Origin of the sequence: Singulisphaera sp. GP187, from assembly GCF_900129635.1 — a bacterium.
Taxonomy (GTDB): Bacteria; Planctomycetota; Planctomycetia; order Isosphaerales; family Isosphaeraceae; genus Singulisphaera.
The window spans coordinates 982656-1002673 of record NZ_FSRB01000002.1 but is presented as its reverse complement, the minus strand read 5'-3'; the positions used below and the strand labels follow the sequence as shown (position 1 = coordinate 1002673).

The following is a 20018-nucleotide window of genomic DNA, read 5'->3' as shown; positions in this document are numbered from 1 at the left end:
CGTTCAGGCTTGGGCCTCCCTTCCCTTCAAAAGAGAATATGAGCGATCGTCATGCAACATGCCTTGATGACTGTGCTTCTCGTGTCTCTCACCCTCACCACCGCGCCAGCGCAGACCCCGAAGTCGGCGCAGCCGGCGGCCGACTTCGAGGCGATGAAGAAGGAGTACGACGATGCGGAAATGGCATTCCGCGAAGTCATGGGAAAGGAGTTCGCGAAGTCGACGGCCGAAGGCAAACGCTTCTACATTCCCTTCGAGAAAACGCCCCCGGCGCGATTCGCGGCACGATTCCTCGAATTCGCCGAGAAGAATCCCGGCGACCCGCTCGCCTTCGATGCGCTCGAGCGTGCCGTGAATGGAAGCTTCGAGGATCCGACCACGCGAGCCCGCACGATCCAGAGGCTCCGCTCGTCCTACGTGACCGATCCCAAGATCAAGCGTGTGATCGTACAACTCGTGATCTCGCCCGATGAGGAATCGGAGAAGTTCGTCTACGAGATCATCGCCCGGAACCCCGATCGCGAGGTCCGAATCATGGCGTACAAGACGCTGATCCGTCACACCGAGGAGGCGATCCAGCGTGCCGAGCGGATCCAGGCCGACGAGTCGGTCCGGAAAGATCTCGAGGCGCATGAAGGGAAGAGCTACGTCGAGCGGTCCCTGGCACGAGGCGAGCGTGGCAAGAAAGACCTCGAGGGATACCGCAAGATCGCCCTCGAATTGTTCGGTGACCGCGTGCCCGACCTCTCGATTGGCAAACCGGCCCCGGAACTCACCAGCCAGACCCTCGACGGCAAGGAAGTCAAACTCTCCGACTACCGGGGCAAGGTCGTCGTCCTCGACATCTGGGCGACATGGTGCGGACCTTGTCGTGAAATGATCCCACACGAGCGCGGAATGGTCGCCCGCCTGAAGGACAAGCCGTTCGCCCTGGTCAGCATCAGCGTGGACGAACAGAAGGAGACGCTGACCGAGTTCCTCGCCACCGAGAAGATGCCCTGGACCCACTGGTGGAACGGGTCGGAAGGCAAGATCATCGAAGCGCTTGACGTCACACACTACCCGACGATCTTCGTCCTGGATGCCAAGGGCATCATCCGCGCCAAGGAACTGAGAGGCGAGTCGTTGGAAGAGACAGTCAACAAACTGCTGGACGAGATCGAGGTGAAGGCGGCGGAGTAAGCCGAACCGGTCCACCGCATTGAGCTCCGCCCTCAAGATCAACCATCGGCTTGCCGAACGTCATCGCCCTGAACCTGACAGGGGGGCTTCGGAGCAAGCCGCAGGAAATCGCGATACGATTGACAAGACGATAGGTTGATCGGAGAGCGGGTGCACTCACCGTGGCCATCCTCGCTCCGCGCGAATTCCCATACATAACTGCTTACGACAGTGCCAATCGTGGATCGCTTTGCGACTCACCGTACTCGCCTTCGACCCGATCCACCCTTGTCGCCCACTCTGAACCCCAAGAATTCGGCCTCGCAGTTGGGCAGAGACTGTACTTTCCGAGAGAACGCGCTTGATGATGCCGCCAGGCTAGGCAGCCTGGCGGCGGCCTGAATCTCTGCCTCTGCAACCCTACCCCGGAACTCCGTCGGCATGACCCGGCCAGCGGCCGATTGTTGAGTTCAGAAACCGTCCAGGTCGGGCGAGTGGCCTGCACGATACCCTGGCCTTCGCTGGTACAATAGCCACATGTCTCGGGAGTCCCCCCCAAAAAACCGTTCGGCGCCATCCGTCCGAAAGAGACGAGCATGCGACTCCCGAGGTTCACAATCCGTCTTTGGATGGTCGTAGTGGCGATCCTCGGCATCATGCTCGCACTGCCGCCGGCCTCCACCGTTTGGATCCTCTTGATCCTCGCGATCCCGACCCTCCTGATCTCTCAACTCCCGTCCCGGGTCCGGTTGGCGGTTGAGATCCCAATCCTCCTTGGTCTCTTGGTTCACTCGGCGTACGAACGGCAGTCTCGATTCTATGCCATGCTGGCTGATCGGACGACGCGACTCGCCTGCTGCGCATCCGACTGGGCAACCGTGCCGAAAAGTTCCAAGGCTCGGGCGATCTTACGCCGCGAGTCGGCCTGGTTCGCTCGCCGATCCGTCACGCTCCGCCGCGAAGCGATCTGGAAAGGTTTCATCCACGGCCCGATCTATCCTTCCGGGAGGCGCACTCGTCAGGAGAACTGCCACCTGATCGACACGTTGTGGGAAATCCAGAGGCACGAGGACGCGGCGAGGCAGGCATTCGAACCTTTGAACCCAGCGTACATTCAATAGGCCCCATCACGTGCAATGCAACAATGTTCAAGAGTCGTACAGATTTCCTTACCCAGCAGCGCACGAAGCCACGGCCGCCGCTTGTCCGTGTGGCTCGGACGGCGTGGCGGACTGTCCCACGGCGAACCCGCAGGTCGGAATGGGGACATCCCTAATTCTTGACGCGGCATGCGCAAGCTGGACAAAATCATTCCCATGAGACACCATCCAATATCCCACACCGCTTAAATGACAACATTATTAACAAATGTCAATTTTCGCTCCGAGATTTGATTCCGCACGGGTGTGCGACTGCTTGGCGTCCCGAGGGAAGACGGCGTTGTTGCAGGTCTGGGATCACGCGTCCTGGCGCATCAGCCAGCGGGTGCGGTCCTGGATCCGGGCGCACAACCTCCGGGTGAAGCAGGAGGGGGTGTTCGGAGGCCGGCTGTCGACAGCCGGTGAAGAGCCCGTGGCTCAACCCGATCGAGCCGAAGTGGGGCCACGGCAAGAGGGCGATCGTCGAGCCGGACCGGCTTCTGACCGCTCAGGAGGTCAAGGACCGCGTCGGTGTTGTCCTACGGTTCGGTTTTGACCGACCGGAACCTCTTGTACAAAAGGTCGCTTGAATCTGCGTTAGGGGTGTTTCAAGCCCACGATCAGGATGTCGATCATCGCGGCCAAGCGTGCCCGATACGGCTCTGGGGCCGGATCGCCCGTCTTGAAGGCCCCCCATGCAGCGGCGAGGAACATGTCGGCCGCGTCTTCTCGCTCAATCCCCAATGTCTTCAAGGCTGACTGAAGCAGTGTCAGGAGCCGAGCATCGAAGGATTTACCGACCTCTGTCAAAATCGACTTATGGGATCTTAGGACCTGGGCCGCTTCCGGCGTCTGCGAGATGTGGCGGCTGAACTTGCCGACGTACGCATCCAGGAACCCGACCAACTGCTCGGTTGGTGGTCGGGGCTCAACGAGCGCGGCACTGGCCTCGGTGAGTGTCTCCTCGCAGAAGCGCTCGGCTACCGCCGAGAGGAGCGCCTCCTTGGAATCCAAGTAAAGATAGACCGTGCCTTTGGCAACCCCCGCCTCGTTTGCGACGTCTTCGATGGAAGTCCGCTTGAAGCCGTGACGCAGAAAGAGTCGTTGAGCGGCCACGATAATCCGTGAACGCTTGTCACTGTGTGCAAGAACGCTTTCGTCAGCCATTGACAGTCAACTCTGTAAGAACCAGCGGGGTGCCGCGGAGAGGAACACCAACGGATTTCTACCGCAATTCTGCCGCAGGGACAAGTTCGTCTGGCCAAATGAGCAGAGCCGAAGTGCGGGGCATTCGCTCTTCGGACATTCGAGCGATGCTCTGCACCACCGCTCGAATCCTCGCCGTCATGACACCACCGGGTGCGGCGGAAACCGTCTGGCTCGCGAAATCACCTCGGTGCTCGCTGAAGCCATATTGACCCACTGACCGAAACAGCGTAAATAGTCATTACGAGTTTTGCGGACGGCATGCCGGCTCGACTCCCGGGCTGGTGGCCACGAGCCCAGGGACTGGGCCGATTCTCAAGGACGGACCCGTGCACACAGCTCTCGTGTCAGCGCCGCAATTTTGGACCACACAAGTCTATCGAGTCGCCGCGTGTCTGTTGGCTGGACTTGCGGCGATGTCCTCCGGCTGCAAGTCTCTCGACCCTTATCAACCCACGCAGAGCGGCGTACTCAGCGACTACGCCGGGCTCACCAAGGACTCCTTCCACATCAATGGCGGCCTTGGCAAGCAACGGAATCTCTCCCGAAACGCAACGCCTGAGGCCCTCGCACGGATCGACTCGTTTTACATCGAGCCGGCCGGTTGGATGGTCGACGAGCAGAGCAGAGCCGGGCGTGACTCGAGCAGTCGCCCCGCATTGACCGCGGAGCTTTCGATCGCCCTTCGCGATCAACTCGGCACCATCCGACCGGTCGTCGAGCGGCCCGGCGCGAATACCGCCCGCGTACGGAGCGTCATCACGGTCGCGCGACTCTCCCGGCCTTACACAAACGCGGTCTTCCATGTCGCTGGGATCGTGGGCACGGTCGTCGGCGTTCCGGTCCCACTGCCGATGTTCACCGGCGGGGCGTGTGTCGAGGCCGAGGTCGTCGGCCCAGACAACCGGCAAATCGCCGCCATCACGTGCGCCTCCGCCGGCGGCCCGCTTGACTTCTTCGGGAACTTCATTCGCCTCAAACATGCCAGGAAGGCGATGCGACGGGCCGCCAAGGAACTCCGGGAAACCATTGCCCGCTGACAGGATCATGGGAACCTCCTGACATTTCCCACGGCGAATGGCTGTGTACCGCCTCGAAGGATTGGGGAACCCGAACTTGACCAAACTGACCTCACTGTCGCGTATCGATCCCCGCGCGGAGTTGGGATTCCACGTGGAGATCGGCCCTTTTTGTACGATCGGGCCTGACGTCAGGATCGGACAAGGCACTCGCCTGATCTCCCACGTCTGCATCATGGGTGACGTGACCTTGGGTGAGTTCAACACGATCGGCCCGTTTGTAACACTCGGGGACGCCCCTCAAGATCTCTCCTACAAGGGGACTCCCACTCGGGTCGAGATCGGCGACTACAACGTTCTTCGCCAATGCGTGACCGTCCACCGTGGCTCCGAGAAAGAGGATGGCACAACCCGCATCGGCAGCCGCAACGTCCTGATGGCCGGCGCACACGTCGCCCACGACTGTCAGCTCGGCGACCGAATCACGATTGCCGAGCGCACGGTCCTCGGCGGCCACGTCCATGTTGAGAGCGATGTGGAAATTGCCAATGGAGTGGCCGTCGTCCACGAGGTCACGGTCGGTGGATTCAGTTTCGTCGGCAGCCAGTCGAAGGTCACTCAGGACGTCCCACGATACATGCGGATCGATGGCTATCCCTCGAGGGTCCGTAGCCTCAACACGCTGGGCCTGCGGCGCAACGACTTCTTTTGCGAAGAGACGATCCAAACCCTCCGCGAAGCCCACCGGTTGTTGTATCGGGCCAAGAAGGGTTTGCAGCAAACGGTCGAGATTCTCAGAGCACGCGGGCAACTCTCCGCCGAGGTTCTCCACCTCATCGCGTTCGTGGAGGCCCAGCAAGCCGGCAAGAACGGTCGGGCTCGTGATCGAGGCGCCAATTTCCGCAAGGCGCGCGTGGCCGTCCCTTGCGAGGCCACACCGGATCCCCACTGAACGGAGCGGCTCCTTCCCCTTCACGAGGAAGCGTGAGACCGACAAGCCGAAGGGATGAGCACGGCCCGACCGGGGGGCGTCCCCCGCCGTGGTGTTGCCGGGTGCCGAGAGTTTCCCGATGAAAGGAGTGAAGCAACCACGATGCCCCCCGTTTATTTACATTACCCATTGGTGACACTACGTCTATTTGATCCCTGCCGAATCGGGTTATGGGCAACGATGACAATCGTCATGGCTCTCGCTTTGGTCACGGTCGCAATCGGATGCGGCCAGGGCGTGGCCAGTGACAACGTCGGAGGCAACCTGCGGCCACGGGAACGCAGGCTCGTGGACATCGGCGGTTCGACCCACCGGCCTTTTGATGACTCCAAGGTGCGGGCGGTCGTACTCGTCTTCCTCGTGCCCGATTGCCCCATCTCCGACTCGTACATACCGGAGCTCAATCGGCTGCATGCGGATTACGAGCCACGCGGCGTGCGCTTGTTCCTGGTCCAGGTCGACCCGCAGTTATCCATCGAAGGTGCGAGCGAGCACGCCCGAGAGCATCAGCTTCGGCCTCCGGTCGTGCGGGACGAGCGGCACGCCTGGGTGCGGAAGGTCGGTGCGACCATCACCCCGGAAGCAGCCGTGCTCTCGCCCGCGGGCGAGTTGCTCTACCTCGGCCGGGTCGATAACCGCTACGCCGGTCTCGGCAAGCGGCGGCCCCAGGTCACCTTGCACGACCTCCGCGACTCCCTGGACGCAATCTTGGCCGGGCGACCCGTCCCCCAACCACATACCAAGGCCGTGGGATGCATCATCCCTGATATCCACTAGGAGACAGACTTCGATGAAACCCTCTATCGTCGGGTTCGCCTGTGCCTTCGCGGTCTTCCTCGCCCGTTGCAGCCCCTGTGCCGCCCAAGGGCAGCCCGTGGCTCCGGCCGCCGATCCGGCGCCGGTGACGTTCAACAAGCAGATCGCTCCGATTCTCTTCCGGCAGTGTGTGGAGTGTCATCGACCGGGGCAGGTCGCCCCATTCTCGTTGCTGACTTACGCCGACGCGAAAAAGCGGGCGACGATGATCCAGAGCGTGATCTCCGAGCACATCATGCCCCCCTGGAAGAGTGTCGAGGGGCACGGAAGCTTCGTCGGGGAACGACGATTGGCGGCCGAGGAGATTGAGCACATCGCCCGCTGGGTGACCCAAGGCAAGCCGGAGGGGGACCGCAAGGATTTGCCGGCCCCTCCTCGGTTCACCGACGGTTGGAAGCTCGGCGAGCCCGATATCGTGGTAGCGATGCCCGCGGCCTACGAGGTCCCGGCGGAGGGCCGCGATGCCTATCGCAATTTCGTCTTCGCACTCGAGATCCCCAAGGGGAAATTCATCAAGGCCGCGGAGTTCCGGCCCTCCAACCGTCGGGTGGTCCACCACGCGCAGTTGACGGTCGACGTGACCGGCCGTTCTCGCAAGCAGGATGAGGCCGACCCAGCCCCGGGATTCGATGGCGCGGGGACTCCCCCCGGCCAACTCTTCCCCGGCAGCCTGGCCACGTGGACCCCCGGCCGCGACCCCATCCCGCTGCCCGACGGCATCGCAATGCCGTGGGAACCCGGAGCCGATTTCGTCCTCAACCTCCACCTCCACCCGACCGGCAAGCCCGAGGTTGAGCAGTCCAGCGTCGGGTTCTACCTGACCGACCAGCCGCCACGAAGGTCGATGGTGGACCTCTTGCTGATCGATTTCAAGATCGACATCCCGCCGGGCGAACGGTCGTATCGCACACGGGCTGAACTCAGAGTGCCGATCGATGTCGAGGTCGTGGGCAGCTTCCCCCACATGCACCTCATCGGCCGCGAGTTCAAGCTGACCGCCTACCCGCCGAAAGGCGAGCCGTTCTCGCTGCTTTGGATCGATGACTGGGATTTCAACTGGCAGGTCTATTACCAGTACGCCGCCCCCGTGAAGCTGGTTGCGGGCACGCGGGTCGTCATGGAATCGGTGCATGACAATTCGGCCGACAACATCCACAACCCGAACCAGCCGCCGAAGCGGGTCAGGTGGGGTGAGCAGACCACGGATGAAATGTCCCTGGCCTTCCTCCAGGTCATGCCCGCGCGAGAAGAGGATTTCGAAAGGCTCGGCGTGAGCGAACGAGGGGGCACCTTAGGCGTCATCCGAGCGGTGGGTCGCAAGTGAGCGAAGCCGAACCTGGCCCGGCGAGCTGGAGTCGCGGGGACGGGCGGATGGAGTGGCGGCAATCGATGGCACACTTCGTTTCCACCGTCGAGCACGAACCCGTGAGTACAAGAAAGACTCCCTTGCGACGGCGAGTCGGATCGATGGTCGCGGTCTTCGCGGTCCTGGCGACCGGTTGCGGCAGCATCGCTCGCCGCCATCCCTCGCCCGACGTGCCCGCGCACACCGTCCTGGTCCCAGTGGAGGAGTCACGCCCTCCGGTCCCGGCCCGCACGGCGCTGGTGCTGTCGGGCGGAGGGGCGAACGGCGCCTTCGCGGCCGGGATCCTGAAGGGATGGACCACGACGGGGCGTCGCCCCCAGTTCGACGTGGTGACCGGCGTCAGCACCGGCGCCCTCATCGCGATCTTCGCCTTCCTCGGGCCGGACTGCGACGATCGCCTGGGCGAGTTCTATATAGCGACCGGCGAACGCGACGTCTTTCATCGTCGATCCTTGCTGACGGCTCTCGCCTGGGGCGACTCGCTCGCCGACCCGGCCCCGCTCCGCAAGCGGATCGACGACGAGGTCACGCCCGACTTCCTGCGGCGGGTGGCCGAGGAGCACCGCAAGGGGCGCCGGCTCTACGTCGCGACCACCGACCTGGATTCAAAGACGGGCGTCATCTGGGACCTCGGCGCGATCGCCTCCGGCGCCGCTCCGGGCCGGCGGGTGCTCTTCTGCAACATCCTCCTCGCCTCGTGCTCCGTCCCGGCGGTGTTCCCGCCCGTGCCCATCGACGTCGAGATCGACGGCCGGATTCACACGGAGCTGCACGTGGACGGCGCGGTCAGGGCCAATGCCTTCCTCCCGGCCTCTGTATTCGGAGTCGGGCCGAACGGGGCCGCGGGGCCGACCCACGGGCGGGCGGAGGTGTACGTGGTGCTCTCGGGCAAGCTCGCCCCGACCCGCAAGGCGGTCGAGCGACGGGTCAGGGCGGTCACCGAGGAGGCCCTCTTGGGCCTCCTCGCGGGCCGCCAGGACGACGACCTGCTCAAGCTGCACGTGCTCTGTCGTGACGTCGGGGCGGGGTTACACGTCGCCGCGGTCCCGGAGGAATGGCAACTCGACGACAACCCGCTCGCATTCGATGCCGCGAAGATGCACGAACTCTACGCCAAGGGCCGGGAGATGGGGCGGAGCGGCCACTGGACGTCCAGCGGCCTCGAGTTCAGCCCGGGCGAGGAGCAGGTCCCTCGAGGGGGCCCCAAGCTCAAGGCGGTTGACCGACCGCCGCCGGTCGAGGACGAGCCGTTCGCCCGCTTCTTCCGCCGGTTGCGACGGAAATAGTCCCATCCCGAAGACGAGGCCGGCCGGAAGGGAAGGGAAGGGAAGGGAAGGGAAGGGAAGGGAAGGGCGGCGGCGATTCAGGTCCTGAAACTTCACTGTCATCGACGAATGGAAGACCGCACGGCCCCTGGTTGGCGAAGGCCTGCGGCTCGGCATGCCGCGGGCGGGATGGGTCGATGCACCTCCGGGAATCGATTCCCCCAAAGTTGGTCTTTCCCAGAACGGGAACACCAGCGGTAATGGAAGGCCACACGGCCCCTGGTTGGCGAAGGCCTGCGGCTCGGCATGCCGCGGGCGGGATGGGTCGATGCACCTCCGGGAATCGATTCCCCCAAAGTTGGTCTTTCCCAGAACGGGAGCACCAGCAGTGTCCCATTCTCCTTCTGCGCCCGTGTCGGGAGATCAACTATGAAGCCATTGCAGGAATTGGAGACGTCGGACGAAACGTTCGAGGGGCCGGAGGAGCTGGCGGCGAAACTCATGCCGTATTTCGATCCCGACGTCGCCGGCATTGATGACCTCTCCCGGCTCATCAAGCTCCTGTTTCATGCCAGCCTGATCCCGGATGAAGGCCGATACCCACGATTTCGCGTTATTTGTGGAAATGAAACATTTGGACACACCGTCGAGTTCGACGTCCCTTGGCCGAGCATGAATTCCGTCGAGGCAATCCGTTACCTCGCTCCGGCCATCTCCGATCCGAACACAGCGGTCAGGATCGTTGGGGATGCACGGCAAGGCTTCAGGGCCTTCCAGATTCTTGATTTTCAGGAGCATTCGGCCCGAGGCGACATGGAGGCAATTTCCGAAGTCTCCCTCCCGGAAGGGACGCTGACGGTCCGAGTGGACGGGCCAGGGGAACTCCGCGCCACGATCCAGCCCGGCCCCGTGTTTCATCTGCGGGGAAACAAGATCAGGGAATTGATCGCCTTCGACAAAGCGGTCCTGCCTTTTCGTGGACTGGTGCGACAGCTCTGCGAGGAATTTCTGCAGCCTCCTGATGCAATCAAGGGCGACCCTGTTCTGTCGGCGGAATTGCTCGTGGACGGGTTCCTCTACGTCTGGGCGACGATGATGGCGGACGTCATCAACTCACCGGATGGAGGAGCCTTCCTGATCATTCCGCATCGTCATTGTCCTTGCGTGGAACCGAGGTTTCGAGCGAAAGGCAATCTCTTTCGCGCTTTCGAGTCGACGATCGTGACGTTGATACAACGCGCGGGCGAGAACGTCTCCGAAGGCCGCAAACAATGGCTGCTGCAACGGGGACACCTCCTGCGCGTGGCACGGATGTACGGGAGGTTGTCGGCGACCGACGGAGCCGTCGTTTTCGACAGCGAACTGAGTTTGTGTGGCTTTGGCGCGAAAATCGTCGGTGCGATACCGACGTTGGCCCTTCACGATGCGGTCACGGGCCACTTGCTCGATGAAGGAAACGGCGGCGGAATGCGACACCGATCTGCCGCCGAGTTTGTCCGCGCGGTCCCCGGGGCCATCGCATTCGTAATCTCGCAAGACGGTGACTTGTCCGCATTCTACAGCGATGACGAGCGGGCCTATCGACTGTCGAATCTCGACGCATGGGGAACGGTTTCGGATTTCCTTTAGGACGCCCTGGGACGCAGGACCTCGCTGTCCACAAACTCGGCCCCAATATTCTTACACATTTCCACGTAAACAGGCCCAGACAAACAGCCATGCACTTCAATTGAGACATCTGGGAGGTCCGGCAAAGATGGGCACCCAGACGGACGGCTTAACGAATCGCCCAGATCCTCCGCCTTGCCTTCTTTAGGTGCCTGGCAAACGACTCCCCTCGATTGAATTCATTCGGCCTGCCATACCTCGATCATCAGGCCATCCGGGTCGGCGATCATCATGAACTGACCGTCGGACGGCTGGATCACCTCGACCTGATGCCGGGCGAAGAGCCGCTCCGCGGCCCCCAGGTCGTCAACCTCCAGCCAAAGAATCGTCATGGCATGGTCCGGAAACGACGACTGGCTTCTCTCGGCCGCATTCGGCATCAGGGTGATGGACCAGGCCCCGAGCCGAAACCATGGGCAGCCATAACCATCGCGGGGGTCAGGGGAGGCACCCAGCACATCCTTGTAGAAACGCCGGGACCGATCCAAGTCGGTACATGCGATCGTTAACGCCGTCGGCCTGAAAATCAGCTCGCGTCCCGTCATCGGTCGCCTCCTGATCACACCGCCCAAAGGGACTATCAGTGTCAGTTCATTTTTCCATTACACAGCTCGCCTTGCTCAAAAGCAGCAGACAAACAGCCATGCACTTCAATTGGGATATCTGGGAGGTTTAGCAAAAATAGGCGATCGGACGAGAGGCTTAACGAATAGTCCAGATCCCTCGCCTTGCCTTCTTCAGGTGCCTGGCTAACGACTCCCCTCGTGGGCCATGCGGAAGTGAGGCGTGCTACAGCCTGCGGCAAAGGGCGGAGTAGTCCCAGAACTGGATCGTCGCGGCACGCCGAGTCGGCCCTTCCTCGTTGATATCGGGGCCGGAGGTGACGCCCAGGACCGTGCGATCACGCGACAGCGCCAGGTGGCCGATCGGCTTGCGGCCCGGCGGTTCGACCAGGACCCCCGTACGGCCGTCGGCCAGGTCGAGGTAGCGGACCAGCCCCTCCTGGCCGCCGAAGAGCAGTCGGTCGCGTTCAGGGTCGTGGGTGAGAGCCGCCACGAAACTGTTGCGCGACACAGGTCCCTCGGGCGTCTCCTCGAACCAGGGCTCGAGGTCCACCGCAAGTGCGGGCGGCGGCATCGCGCCGGTCGCGGCGAGGACGTCGTGCCAACGATAGACCCGCACGCCCAGGAGAGTCGCCGCGAACAGCCGTTCTCCCGCGGGGTCGAACGCCAGTTGAACGACGAACTCGCTCGAAAACGCCTTTTCTTCAAGCCAGCCGGGCGATCGAGTCTCCGCCAGCGCCACGCGGGCATGCCTACCCGCCGCTCCGATCCGGGCACGCGATTCCTTCATCAACGATTCCACTTGCGCGGCGGGCTGAGACCGGATCTGCGACTCGTGATCCCGGAGGAGCTCCTCTTCCCTTTGCCGCAACACCTCTTCAAACGTCTCCGCGTCGAACGTAAGCCAGTCGCGTGGATAGTCCGGCCCGAGCAGATACGCCAGGTCGATGGGTGGCCGAATCCCACCGACAAAGCGAGCCCGATCCACCTGGCCCGAGGTAAGTTCGAGCACCGAGAGACGGTTGCGGCCATCCAGCACCGCAAGCGTTCCCCCGGCCGGGTGGACCGCCACCCGCTTGTTGGGTCGCGAAAACGCGATGAGCCGAGGCTCGCCGGGACCGAGCGGTACAATCCCGATCACGCCCTCGTCCAGGGACGAGGCGACGCAGACCATGGCCGATTCGTCAGGCAAGAAATCGACCTGAAGCACCGAGTAACCGTCTGGCATCCGAGCCACGCAGCGCCGGTGGACCAGGTCCCAGGCCGCACCTCTTGGATTGGAATTCGTACATGCGATGGCGAGATAGCGCCCGGACGGGCTCGGAGCAAGTTGCCAGACCTTCGGGTCAATCGTCAGCCCGGTCGCGATCGGCCCCGCGGACCAGGGAGGGCCACATCGTTCGAGGGGCACCGCCTCAAGGCTGGTGAACTCCGCCGGGGCCCAGGCGACGAGAAACCCCGCACCGTCGGGCGCCGGACACCAGTGCGGCGAGGGAATGGCCCGGCTTCGCCGGCCGCCGAGCTCGGCGAGAAGAAGTCCTTCGCGCAAGAGGCGCCGGGCCTCCTCTTGAAGGGCCTTGTCAATCCCGTGATGCCGGGCCTGCTCGGTCCGAAGGTCGGGGATATGGACAAACCTGTCCCAACCTTCGACGTCGTTCTCGCCCTTAATCAAGTATTCATAAGAAGTTTGAACGTTCTCGATACCAAGCGCCGCGGCGATCAGTGTGAGGAGCTCGGAGGCGAACACCACGGGTCCGCTTTGCTGTTCGGCGAGCCGAGTCCGGAGCTGCGCGAATCGCTCGGGGTCGGTCGCCAGGTGCTCGAACATTTCAGGCCGGCCTCGCAACGGCTCGCGCGCGGATTCGGGCAAGAGACCGAACATATCGGGACGGGAGTTGTACCGATCGACACATTGGCCATCGCGATAGCATTCGTAGGCAAAGATGTCGTCATCGTAGACAAAAAGCGAGATGAGTTCGCCTCGGAGCGAGCGTGCGAGGTCGTGAGTAACGCCTGAGTCCTGAACGTGGAGGCTCGGGTAGACCCCGACCCAACCGCCGAGGGCCGGGCCGACCCAGTAGCGGTCCTTGTCCGTCCGGGCCAGGCGCTCGAGCACGCCCCGGACCGCGTCGTGGTCCTCGCCGCGAACCTGGATCGAGCTGTAGAAGCCTCCCACGGGCAGTCCCTCCGCGACGGTCGTTCAAGGACCAAGGCGAGTATCATGGCCCAAACCGCCCACCGTTGTAAAGTTGCGGGGAACCCAGCCGCTTTCCACCCGCCCTCGGAGGCATCGCGCGGGCTCCCGCCTCCTCCTCTCCGTCCGTTCCTCATCCTTCGGCGGCTCGTTTCAACGCTTCGAGGCGAGGGCGGATCTCGCGGGCGAACGCAAAGCGAGGCGTCGGAATGGGGGCATCCCTAATTCTTGACGCAGCCTGCACCAACCGCATCAAACTATTCATTCAATCCACTATGTAACACCCGATATTGCCAAAATGTCAGCACTATTGATGAATTCAAGATTTCTTTCACATAAACACATTTAACTTCGCATCAGGGAACCTACCCGAAATGTGAAGCTCATGTCAGAATTCCCTGCAAAGCACGAAATCCGTGCGACAGAGATAATCCGCCGCGTAATTCTCCGGGATTCATAACAACACACGACTAAAATCGGATGGAGGCACTGATGACTCGCCGGATCACGAACGTCATTGAAGCATCGTGCGGCGCTGCCAATTCAGCGTGATACCAATCTTGCGGGACAAATCACCGTTCCAATCGACCTCAAAGCCCTCGTCTCGCAAGTATTGACAAACTTCACGACCGATGACGATCGCGTTCTTCTGATAGACATCTGGAGCGACTTCGGAGTTGCCTGGCGAGACCCAACCGTAGGCAAGATAGACATCCAGATGGCTATTGTCGGCTAAACTTTCGGGCAGGTTCTGATCAATAAAGAAAGAATACCCTCGGGCGCGATCGCGAAAGCCTGGATCACGTTCGTTGATGACGCCAATCCGATCCGAGAGTTCGGCTCTTGTGCAAGTGTCGCAGCAGGGAGAGACTTGCCAGAGGAGTATCCCTCGCTCACGCAAGGCGTTTTCGACGCGGTCGAGACGATCGCAATCGGTTTCGTCGGACCATGTCGCGCGTTCAGATGCAAGTTGAGTCGCCGTTCGTTCGATTTCGTCCGCAGAGAACTGGATGAATCCTTCCCTCTCGGATTGAGGAGCATCCTCAATGTAAACCTCAGTGCAGTTCTGGAGGATTTCCTCATGCCCAAGCTTCGCCAACCGAAGCTCACCAAGAATGGCAGACCGAAGCTGCTCGCGGAGCTCGTCTCGTGACTTGTCGTCCCACGCCTGTTCGTCGCTCATCGCCTCTGATCTCCAGGACTGATCGACACCGCGACGACCGTTCTGCGCCAACATGCGATCCACCGGATCAAGGTTGTCACTCATGCAATCGGCGCTTGACCAGTCTCGCCATTTGCGCCATGCAAATAACGAAAGCAACCTCAGGCCTTCTCCATGACCAGCCGGACAAACAGCCATGCACTTCAATTGGGACATTTGGGAAGTTCAGCGAAAATGAGCACCCAGACAGGAGGCTTGACGAATCGCTCAGATCCCCCGCCTTGCCTTCTTTGGGTGCCTGACTAATGACTCTTCTGCGGTGCCCATGCTTGTGTCGCTGGCGACGAGCGTTGTGGCGAACTTCATCTACCAGGGCATAAGCCCTATCTTTCAAGAGTAAAATGGCTTACGACCGGTCAATGGCCTGGCGAAGATCGGCGATTAGAGTCGAAGGTGCGGTTCAATAACCAGTTTGTCCGATCGTCACTGCCGAGCATCCCGTGCTGACAAGGAACTGTCGAAATTCCGTATTGATATGCTCGTTGCTTCGATTCACGAGGTACTCGATGTCCTGGATGACCTTCAGAACGGTACCACCTTTGTCGAGGGGCTGCGGCGACATCCGCGGCCGATCACAGTTGTGGATGCAGTCGTGCCGCCTCTGGAAGATGGCGCGGAACCTGTCCTCGAGCTGATCGTTCGCGTTCTTTCTCGCATTGTGCTTGTCCAGGTCGTTCATCGCGAGGTAATCGGCACGCGAAACGCCGAAGAGCCGAATCTTCGCATCCGGCCGTGAGATCCAACCATCAAGGAGATCACCGAAGAACTTGTGGCCCTTGCGGAAGAACTTGTTGAAGAGCGATTGAATCGCCGAGAACCTGATGACGTTCTCCCGCTCCATCATCTTACGGGCCGCCATCCTCCATCGCCAATTTGGATTATCATATTATTCAAGGATCGCTCTGATCGGAAATTTGATCTCGTAGACCCACTCCGGTAGGACAATCGCGGGCTGCCGGCTCTTTGAACTCGCCGTCGCGGCAACGATGTCGGTGTAAGCGTCCAAAGCCCCGACCGCGAACATCCAGACGCTGCGTAACAAATCGGAGCGGAGCAGTTGCTCGGCGTCGTTCGTGCGTGGAAGAGGGTCCGCATGACCGACGATCGCCTTGGCTCGTGCGATGTCTTCCTGGAAGTGCTGGAGGGCGGTGGCGGGCACGGTCGGCTCCAAATCGTGAGGTCGAGCATCGCCCACAATCAGTCGGCAAACCCGACCATCTCTTCGTTGAAGCGGATCGCTTTTTCTTCTTCGTCGTACCAAACGTTGCGGTCCTCCGGGAACACGACGCTCCAAAGGTCGACGATCTCTTCCGCCTCAAGACCGCTTCGGATGTGCTTGACGAGATCGCCCGCAACCAGGGAGGCCGGCGAGGGCGTTTCCGGAAAGAGCTCGGAGAAGATTTCCACGAGGTCGGTCGGCTTCGCCTTCTCTACGACCTTGGCGAGCTTCTCGGCTGCTTCAGCCTTTGAAATCGCAGGCAAGTTGGGATCTCCACCGCAAAGTCCGTCGAGATGCACTTGATCTGATCATTTTATCCGTACGATCCTGCTCCGCCAATGCCGCACCTCAACTCTTGCGCGGTAGGCGAGCGGCGTCCCGATTGGATTCGAGTTGAGGAATGGTCTGTCAAGATCCCCTCCGTCGCTTGAAATTTTCCATCCTCCGCTCACGACCCGACCTGGGTGCGTCTGCGGCCGGCCCAGACCATGAGCATGCTTCCCCCCAGCAACAGGCCCGACACCACCGCACTCAGCAGCAGGGCCAGGCGGAGGGCCTCACTGACTCGCGCCTCGTCCTTGTCCAGGGGGCGGATGATCTCGAGGACCCCGCGCACGTCGCCGACCTGCCAATCTTTCCGCGGCGACTGATCGTGTGTGCTGTGGCACTGGACGCAGGAACGCTCCATGATACGTGCCTGAGCGTAGCGGACAACGCGCCGCCCACCCACTTCGGTGAATTGATGGACCGTCTCCCGCCCCTTGCTCCGACGCAGACGCCGCAGCGCCTCGCGCTCGAACTCATCCCGCGGGCCACCGTCGGTTCGCCAGGGGAACGGGTAGTCGCTGTACTGGCGCACCTTGACGCCGGTCCTACCGGTCAGGCCCAACTGCTGGCCGACGTCGTGCAGATAGGTAGCCGGGATGCTCAGCGGCACGGTGCCAGGCGTAGGCGGGACCGTCTTGTTGACCGTAAAGCCCGCCTTCTCCACGTGCTGGACGTTTCGGCTGTACTCCTTGGTGGCTTCTTCAAGCAGCTCAGCTTGCTGCGCGGCACTATCCAAGGCGTTCGAGCGGACCAACCGGGCTGAAAGCAGCGACATGGTGATCAGGGCCACCGCGGGCGCTAGCAGGCCGGCGGCGAGTAGTCCCGCGGCCGCCGGGCGGCGGCGCACCCAACGCCTCAGTTTCTCCACCGCACTGACTGGTCGGGCCCGGATCGTTTCGTCGCGAAGGAACCGATGGAGATCCTCCGCCAACTCCAGGGCAGTGGCGTAGCGTTGGCGGGGTTCCTTGCGGAGACATTTCAGGCAGATGGTCTCCAGATCCCGCGGCACGTTGGGCCGGAGGCTGGTCACGGGAACCGGTTCGTTGTGGAGCACTTGCAGGACGGTCGCCAGGGGCGTCTCCCCCGTGAACGGCGGCCGGCCGGTCAGGAGCTCGTAGAGGATGGCGCCGAGGGCATAGACATCCGCAGCCGGGCCAACCGGCTGGCGGGGCACCATCGCCTGTTCGGGGGCCATGTAATTGGGCGTACCGAGTAAGTCGCCCGTGACCGTGTGACCGCGAAGGCCCGCCGCCTCCCCGTCGCCGTCGTCGCACTTGGCCAGGCCGAAGTCGGTGATCTTGGGGACGAGGGACGCGAGGCGCGACGCGAGCGGCCTGGCCTCCCGGGACTCGCCCCTCGCGTCTCCCCGCTCGTCCCTCAGGAGGATGTTGGCCGGCTTGAGATCGCGGTGGATCACGCCGTTGGCATGAGCGACATGGACGGCCCGCGCCAGGGTTTCGACCAGTTGGGCCGCCGGCCGTACCGGCTGGGGCGTGCCCTGGAGGTACTGGGCCAGGCTGCCGCCGGCCACGAACTCAAAGACAAAGTACGGCCTGCTCCCGGTCTCGCCGACATCGTAAATCTGGACGATGTTGGGATGCTGTAAGCGAGCGAGTGCCGCGGCCTCGGCGCGAAACCGGGCCAGCTCCTTTGGGCCGGGCTGAAACCCGGTCAAAATCATCTTCAACGCCACGATGCGACCGAGGCCGAGTTGCCGGGCTCGGTACACGACCCCCATACCGCCGCGGCCGAGCAGCCCCAGAATCTCATAGCCGGAGACCTCGGGCAGGGCCTCCGCCCGCGGGTCCGTTGGCCCGAGCGGTACGTGCCGACCGTCGATCGTCGTCTGGGTCATCTGTCCCGGCAGTTCGCCGCGGTACTCGGGAAACCGCTGGAAGAATTCGCTGAGAGCGAGGCCGGGCTCGCGGCGCCGGCGAAACTCGTGCTCGGCGGCGATCAGCTCGAGGATGACCGCCCGCTCAGCGGTCAATTCCGGGTAGCGGGCCAGATACTCTTCGACCCGGGCCGACTCGCCGGCCCGCAACCGGTACTCGAGATCGACGTGGACCAGCTCAGTGAGCAGACGGGTGCGATCGGCGCCGGTCGGCAGGTAGGCGAGGATCTCCGGCCGCGCCGAGCCCTGCCAGGCGTCCTCGAAGCGCCGGATCACGTCCTCGAATTCGTCCCGAGCTCGACCCGGCAGGGTGGCGGAGTCGTCCATCGGCGTAGCCTCTCCCGCACGTTAATCCGCCTCTTGCAGGCGCTCGAGCCGCACGCGGATCTGCTCACGCAGGCGGCGGACCGAGCGTTCGGCCCGGCCGAGCCGAACACTGATCTCCGAGGTCGTGTAGCCCTGGAGGCTTAACTCCAGGACGGGGCGTTCGTGGGTGGTCGCGTCCCGGAACAAGCGTTCGACGGTCTCGGCCAGGATCACCGCCTCCTCCGGCCGCGGCTCGCGGTCCAACGCCCCCAGACAGGCGTCCGGCCCGTCCCCGCCGGCCGAGCCGGTCGCCTCCCTTGCGGCGTCACGCCGCTCTGCCAGGAAATACTCGGCCCGATCGGCACACTTGCGCAGCGTGATGAGGGTCAGCAGGTTCCACAACCCGCCCGAGTCACCTACGTCCAGTTTCCCCTCGCGGTGACGGACGAAAAAACTCTTGAAGGCCGACTGCACCACGTCCTCCGGGTCCACCTTGCGAGCCAGGAGGCGGTTAAACCGGCCGCGGGCCAGCGCGACCAGCCGACCGGCGAACCGCTCGAACACCTCCCGCGCGGCCGCGTCCTCGCCGGAGCGGAGCCGAGCCATCAAGCGCGCGAACGACTCGGTGTTGGCCATGGCCACTCCCGTCGGGTGCCAGCGGATTCTTTGGATTTTTTGGCCGACACGCACGCCGACCCGGATTGACACGTGTGGAGTCGGGGAAAGTCGTTCTCATCAGGCATTGTACCGCACCGCGGAGGAGATGTCATCGCAGACCGTTACGCCGCATGTGATCCGGGCCGAGTGCTGAGACCGCCCGGGAACAGAGAAAATGAGTCGGTCGAATCCAGGAGTCGATCGCTTCAACCCCGGTCCTCAGGGCGCGGTCGGCTCATTCGCCAGGCTGCTCGTGGACTGACAAGCCAAGTCCGGCCCTGCGGGGGGGGGGCTCACGGATTCCCTGCGTCTTTTCAACAATTCCAATTCCAAGGAAGCCAACAATGATCACGTCAAGAACTCAACGTTTGTTACGGATTCCCCGCGTCTTCTCAACAATTCCAAGGCCAAGGAAACCAACAATGAGCACGCCAAGAACTCAACGTTTGTTTCGGTTTTCCCCCGTCAACGTGGCGCCGGCCGCGCTGGCCCTGACTCTGCTCCTATTCTTCGCGTTCGTCGCTCCCGCGGGGGCGGACTCGGGCCATGACAACCAGGCTCCAGACCTGGGAGATTGTCAAAAGTTACAGGTGCCGGTGGGGAACAAGGTCTTCTTCCATGCGTTCGGCGTGGGCGTACAGATCTACCGCTGGAACGGCACGAGTTGGGACTTCGTGGCGCCCGCGGCGGTCTTGTTTGCCGACGCGGGCGAGGACAGTGCCATCGGCATGCACTTTGCCGGCCCCACTTGGGAGAGCATCGGCGGCAGCAAAGTGGTCGGCACGGTGATCGATCACTGCACCCCAGACCCCAACGCCATTCCCTGGCTCTTGCTCGGAGCGGCATCCACCGAGGGACACGGTCTCTTCCGCCACGTGACCTACATCCAGCGGTTGAACACCGTGGGCGGCAACGCCCCGATCCACCCCGGCGCCTTCCCAGGCGACGTGGCAAGAGTGCCTTACACCGCCGACTATTTCTTCTACCAACGGGCGCACCACTAAC

Annotated in this window: 18 protein-coding genes; 9 read left to right on the top strand and 9 right to left on the bottom strand. The window is 62.5% G+C overall.

Features of this window, described 5'->3' with window-relative positions; all coding sequences use genetic code 11:
* Positions 1-51 precede the first annotated feature (51 nt).
* Both BUS42_RS28455 and BUS42_RS28450 read left to right on the top strand, forming a co-directional pair.
* Positions 52-1182: a TlpA family protein disulfide reductase gene (locus tag BUS42_RS28455; protein ID WP_074312671.1), complete on the top strand. Its 1131-nt coding sequence runs from the start codon at positions 52-54 to the stop codon at positions 1180-1182.
* 575 nt (positions 1183-1757) lie between these two features.
* Positions 1758-2282 carry a hypothetical protein gene (locus tag BUS42_RS28450; protein WP_143206551.1) on the top strand — a complete coding sequence of 175 codons (525 nt, stop codon included), beginning with the start codon at positions 1758-1760 and terminating at the stop codon, positions 2280-2282.
* A gap of 615 nt (positions 2283-2897) precedes the next feature.
* Here BUS42_RS28450 and BUS42_RS28440 read toward each other — a convergent pair.
* The gene (locus tag BUS42_RS28440) at positions 2898-3467 is read right to left on the bottom strand and encodes a TetR/AcrR family transcriptional regulator (RefSeq protein WP_074312665.1); all 570 of its coding nucleotides are present in this window, start codon (positions 3465-3467) and stop codon (positions 2898-2900) included.
* A gap of 455 nt (positions 3468-3922) precedes the next feature.
* On the opposite strand from BUS42_RS28440, the gene BUS42_RS28435 reads away from it, so the two are divergent.
* The 6 genes from BUS42_RS28435 (at position 3923) to BUS42_RS28410 (ending at position 10592) form a co-directional block, all read left to right on the top strand.
* The gene (locus tag BUS42_RS28435) at positions 3923-4546 is read left to right on the top strand and encodes a DUF3313 family protein (RefSeq protein WP_074312663.1); all 624 of its coding nucleotides are present in this window, start codon (positions 3923-3925) and stop codon (positions 4544-4546) included.
* A 76-nt stretch (positions 4547-4622) separates the two neighbouring features.
* A complete protein-coding gene (gene lpxA / locus BUS42_RS28430) occupies positions 4623-5477 on the top strand; it encodes an acyl-ACP--UDP-N-acetylglucosamine O-acyltransferase (RefSeq protein ID WP_254053848.1) in 855 nt (284 codons plus the stop codon).
* A gap of 231 nt (positions 5478-5708) precedes the next feature.
* Positions 5709-6293 (top strand): redoxin domain-containing protein, encoded by a 585-nt coding sequence (locus tag BUS42_RS28425; RefSeq protein ID WP_074312659.1) that lies wholly within the window; start codon positions 5709-5711, stop codon positions 6291-6293.
* Positions 6294-6306: 13 nt separating this feature from the next.
* Positions 6307-7656, top strand: a complete 1350-nt coding sequence (locus BUS42_RS28420) for a hypothetical protein (protein ID WP_074312657.1) — start codon at positions 6307-6309, stop codon at positions 7654-7656.
* A 143-nt stretch (positions 7657-7799) separates the two neighbouring features.
* A complete protein-coding gene (locus BUS42_RS28415; protein ID WP_074312655.1) occupies positions 7800-8984 on the top strand; it encodes a patatin-like phospholipase family protein in 1185 nt (394 codons plus the stop codon).
* Positions 8985-9392: 408 nt separating this feature from the next.
* Positions 9393-10592 carry a putative sensor domain DACNV-containing protein gene (locus tag BUS42_RS28410; protein WP_074312653.1) on the top strand — a complete coding sequence of 400 codons (1200 nt, stop codon included), beginning with the start codon at positions 9393-9395 and terminating at the stop codon, positions 10590-10592.
* A 218-nt stretch (positions 10593-10810) separates the two neighbouring features.
* Here BUS42_RS28410 and BUS42_RS28405 read toward each other — a convergent pair whose 3' ends face one another.
* From BUS42_RS28405 to BUS42_RS28370, 8 genes are all read right to left on the bottom strand, one after another.
* Positions 10811-11176, bottom strand: a complete 366-nt coding sequence (locus tag BUS42_RS28405; RefSeq protein WP_074312651.1) for a VOC family protein — start codon at positions 11174-11176, stop codon at positions 10811-10813.
* Positions 11177-11420: 244 nt separating this feature from the next.
* Complete coding sequence (locus BUS42_RS28400; protein WP_074312649.1) at positions 11421-13370, bottom strand: WD40 repeat domain-containing protein; 1950 nt, start codon at positions 13368-13370, stop codon at positions 11421-11423.
* 532 nt (positions 13371-13902) lie between these two features.
* Positions 13903-14655: a DUF6891 domain-containing protein gene (locus tag BUS42_RS28395; RefSeq protein WP_074312647.1), complete on the bottom strand. Its 753-nt coding sequence runs from the start codon at positions 14653-14655 to the stop codon at positions 13903-13905.
* A gap of 355 nt (positions 14656-15010) precedes the next feature.
* Positions 15011-15469: a hypothetical protein gene (locus tag BUS42_RS28390; protein WP_074312645.1), complete on the bottom strand. Its 459-nt coding sequence runs from the start codon at positions 15467-15469 to the stop codon at positions 15011-15013.
* A gap of 27 nt (positions 15470-15496) precedes the next feature.
* On the bottom strand, positions 15497-15769 hold the full coding sequence (locus BUS42_RS28385; RefSeq protein ID WP_143206549.1) for a hypothetical protein: 273 nt from the start codon (positions 15767-15769) through the stop codon (positions 15497-15499).
* Between the two features lie 38 nt (positions 15770-15807).
* Positions 15808-16092 carry a hypothetical protein gene (locus BUS42_RS28380; RefSeq protein WP_143206548.1) on the bottom strand — a complete coding sequence of 95 codons (285 nt, stop codon included), beginning with the start codon at positions 16090-16092 and terminating at the stop codon, positions 15808-15810.
* A gap of 185 nt (positions 16093-16277) precedes the next feature.
* Positions 16278-18377 (bottom strand): protein kinase domain-containing protein, encoded by a 2100-nt coding sequence (locus BUS42_RS28375; protein ID WP_074312639.1) that lies wholly within the window; start codon positions 18375-18377, stop codon positions 16278-16280.
* 21 nt (positions 18378-18398) lie between these two features.
* On the bottom strand, positions 18399-18992 hold the full coding sequence (locus BUS42_RS28370; RefSeq protein WP_074312637.1) for an RNA polymerase sigma factor: 594 nt from the start codon (positions 18990-18992) through the stop codon (positions 18399-18401).
* A gap of 443 nt (positions 18993-19435) precedes the next feature.
* Between BUS42_RS28370 and BUS42_RS42155 the strand changes: the two genes are divergently transcribed.
* On the top strand, positions 19436-20017 hold the full coding sequence (locus BUS42_RS42155) for a DUF3455 domain-containing protein (protein WP_143206547.1): 582 nt from the start codon (positions 19436-19438) through the stop codon (positions 20015-20017).
* Position 20018: the final 1 nt, after the last annotated feature.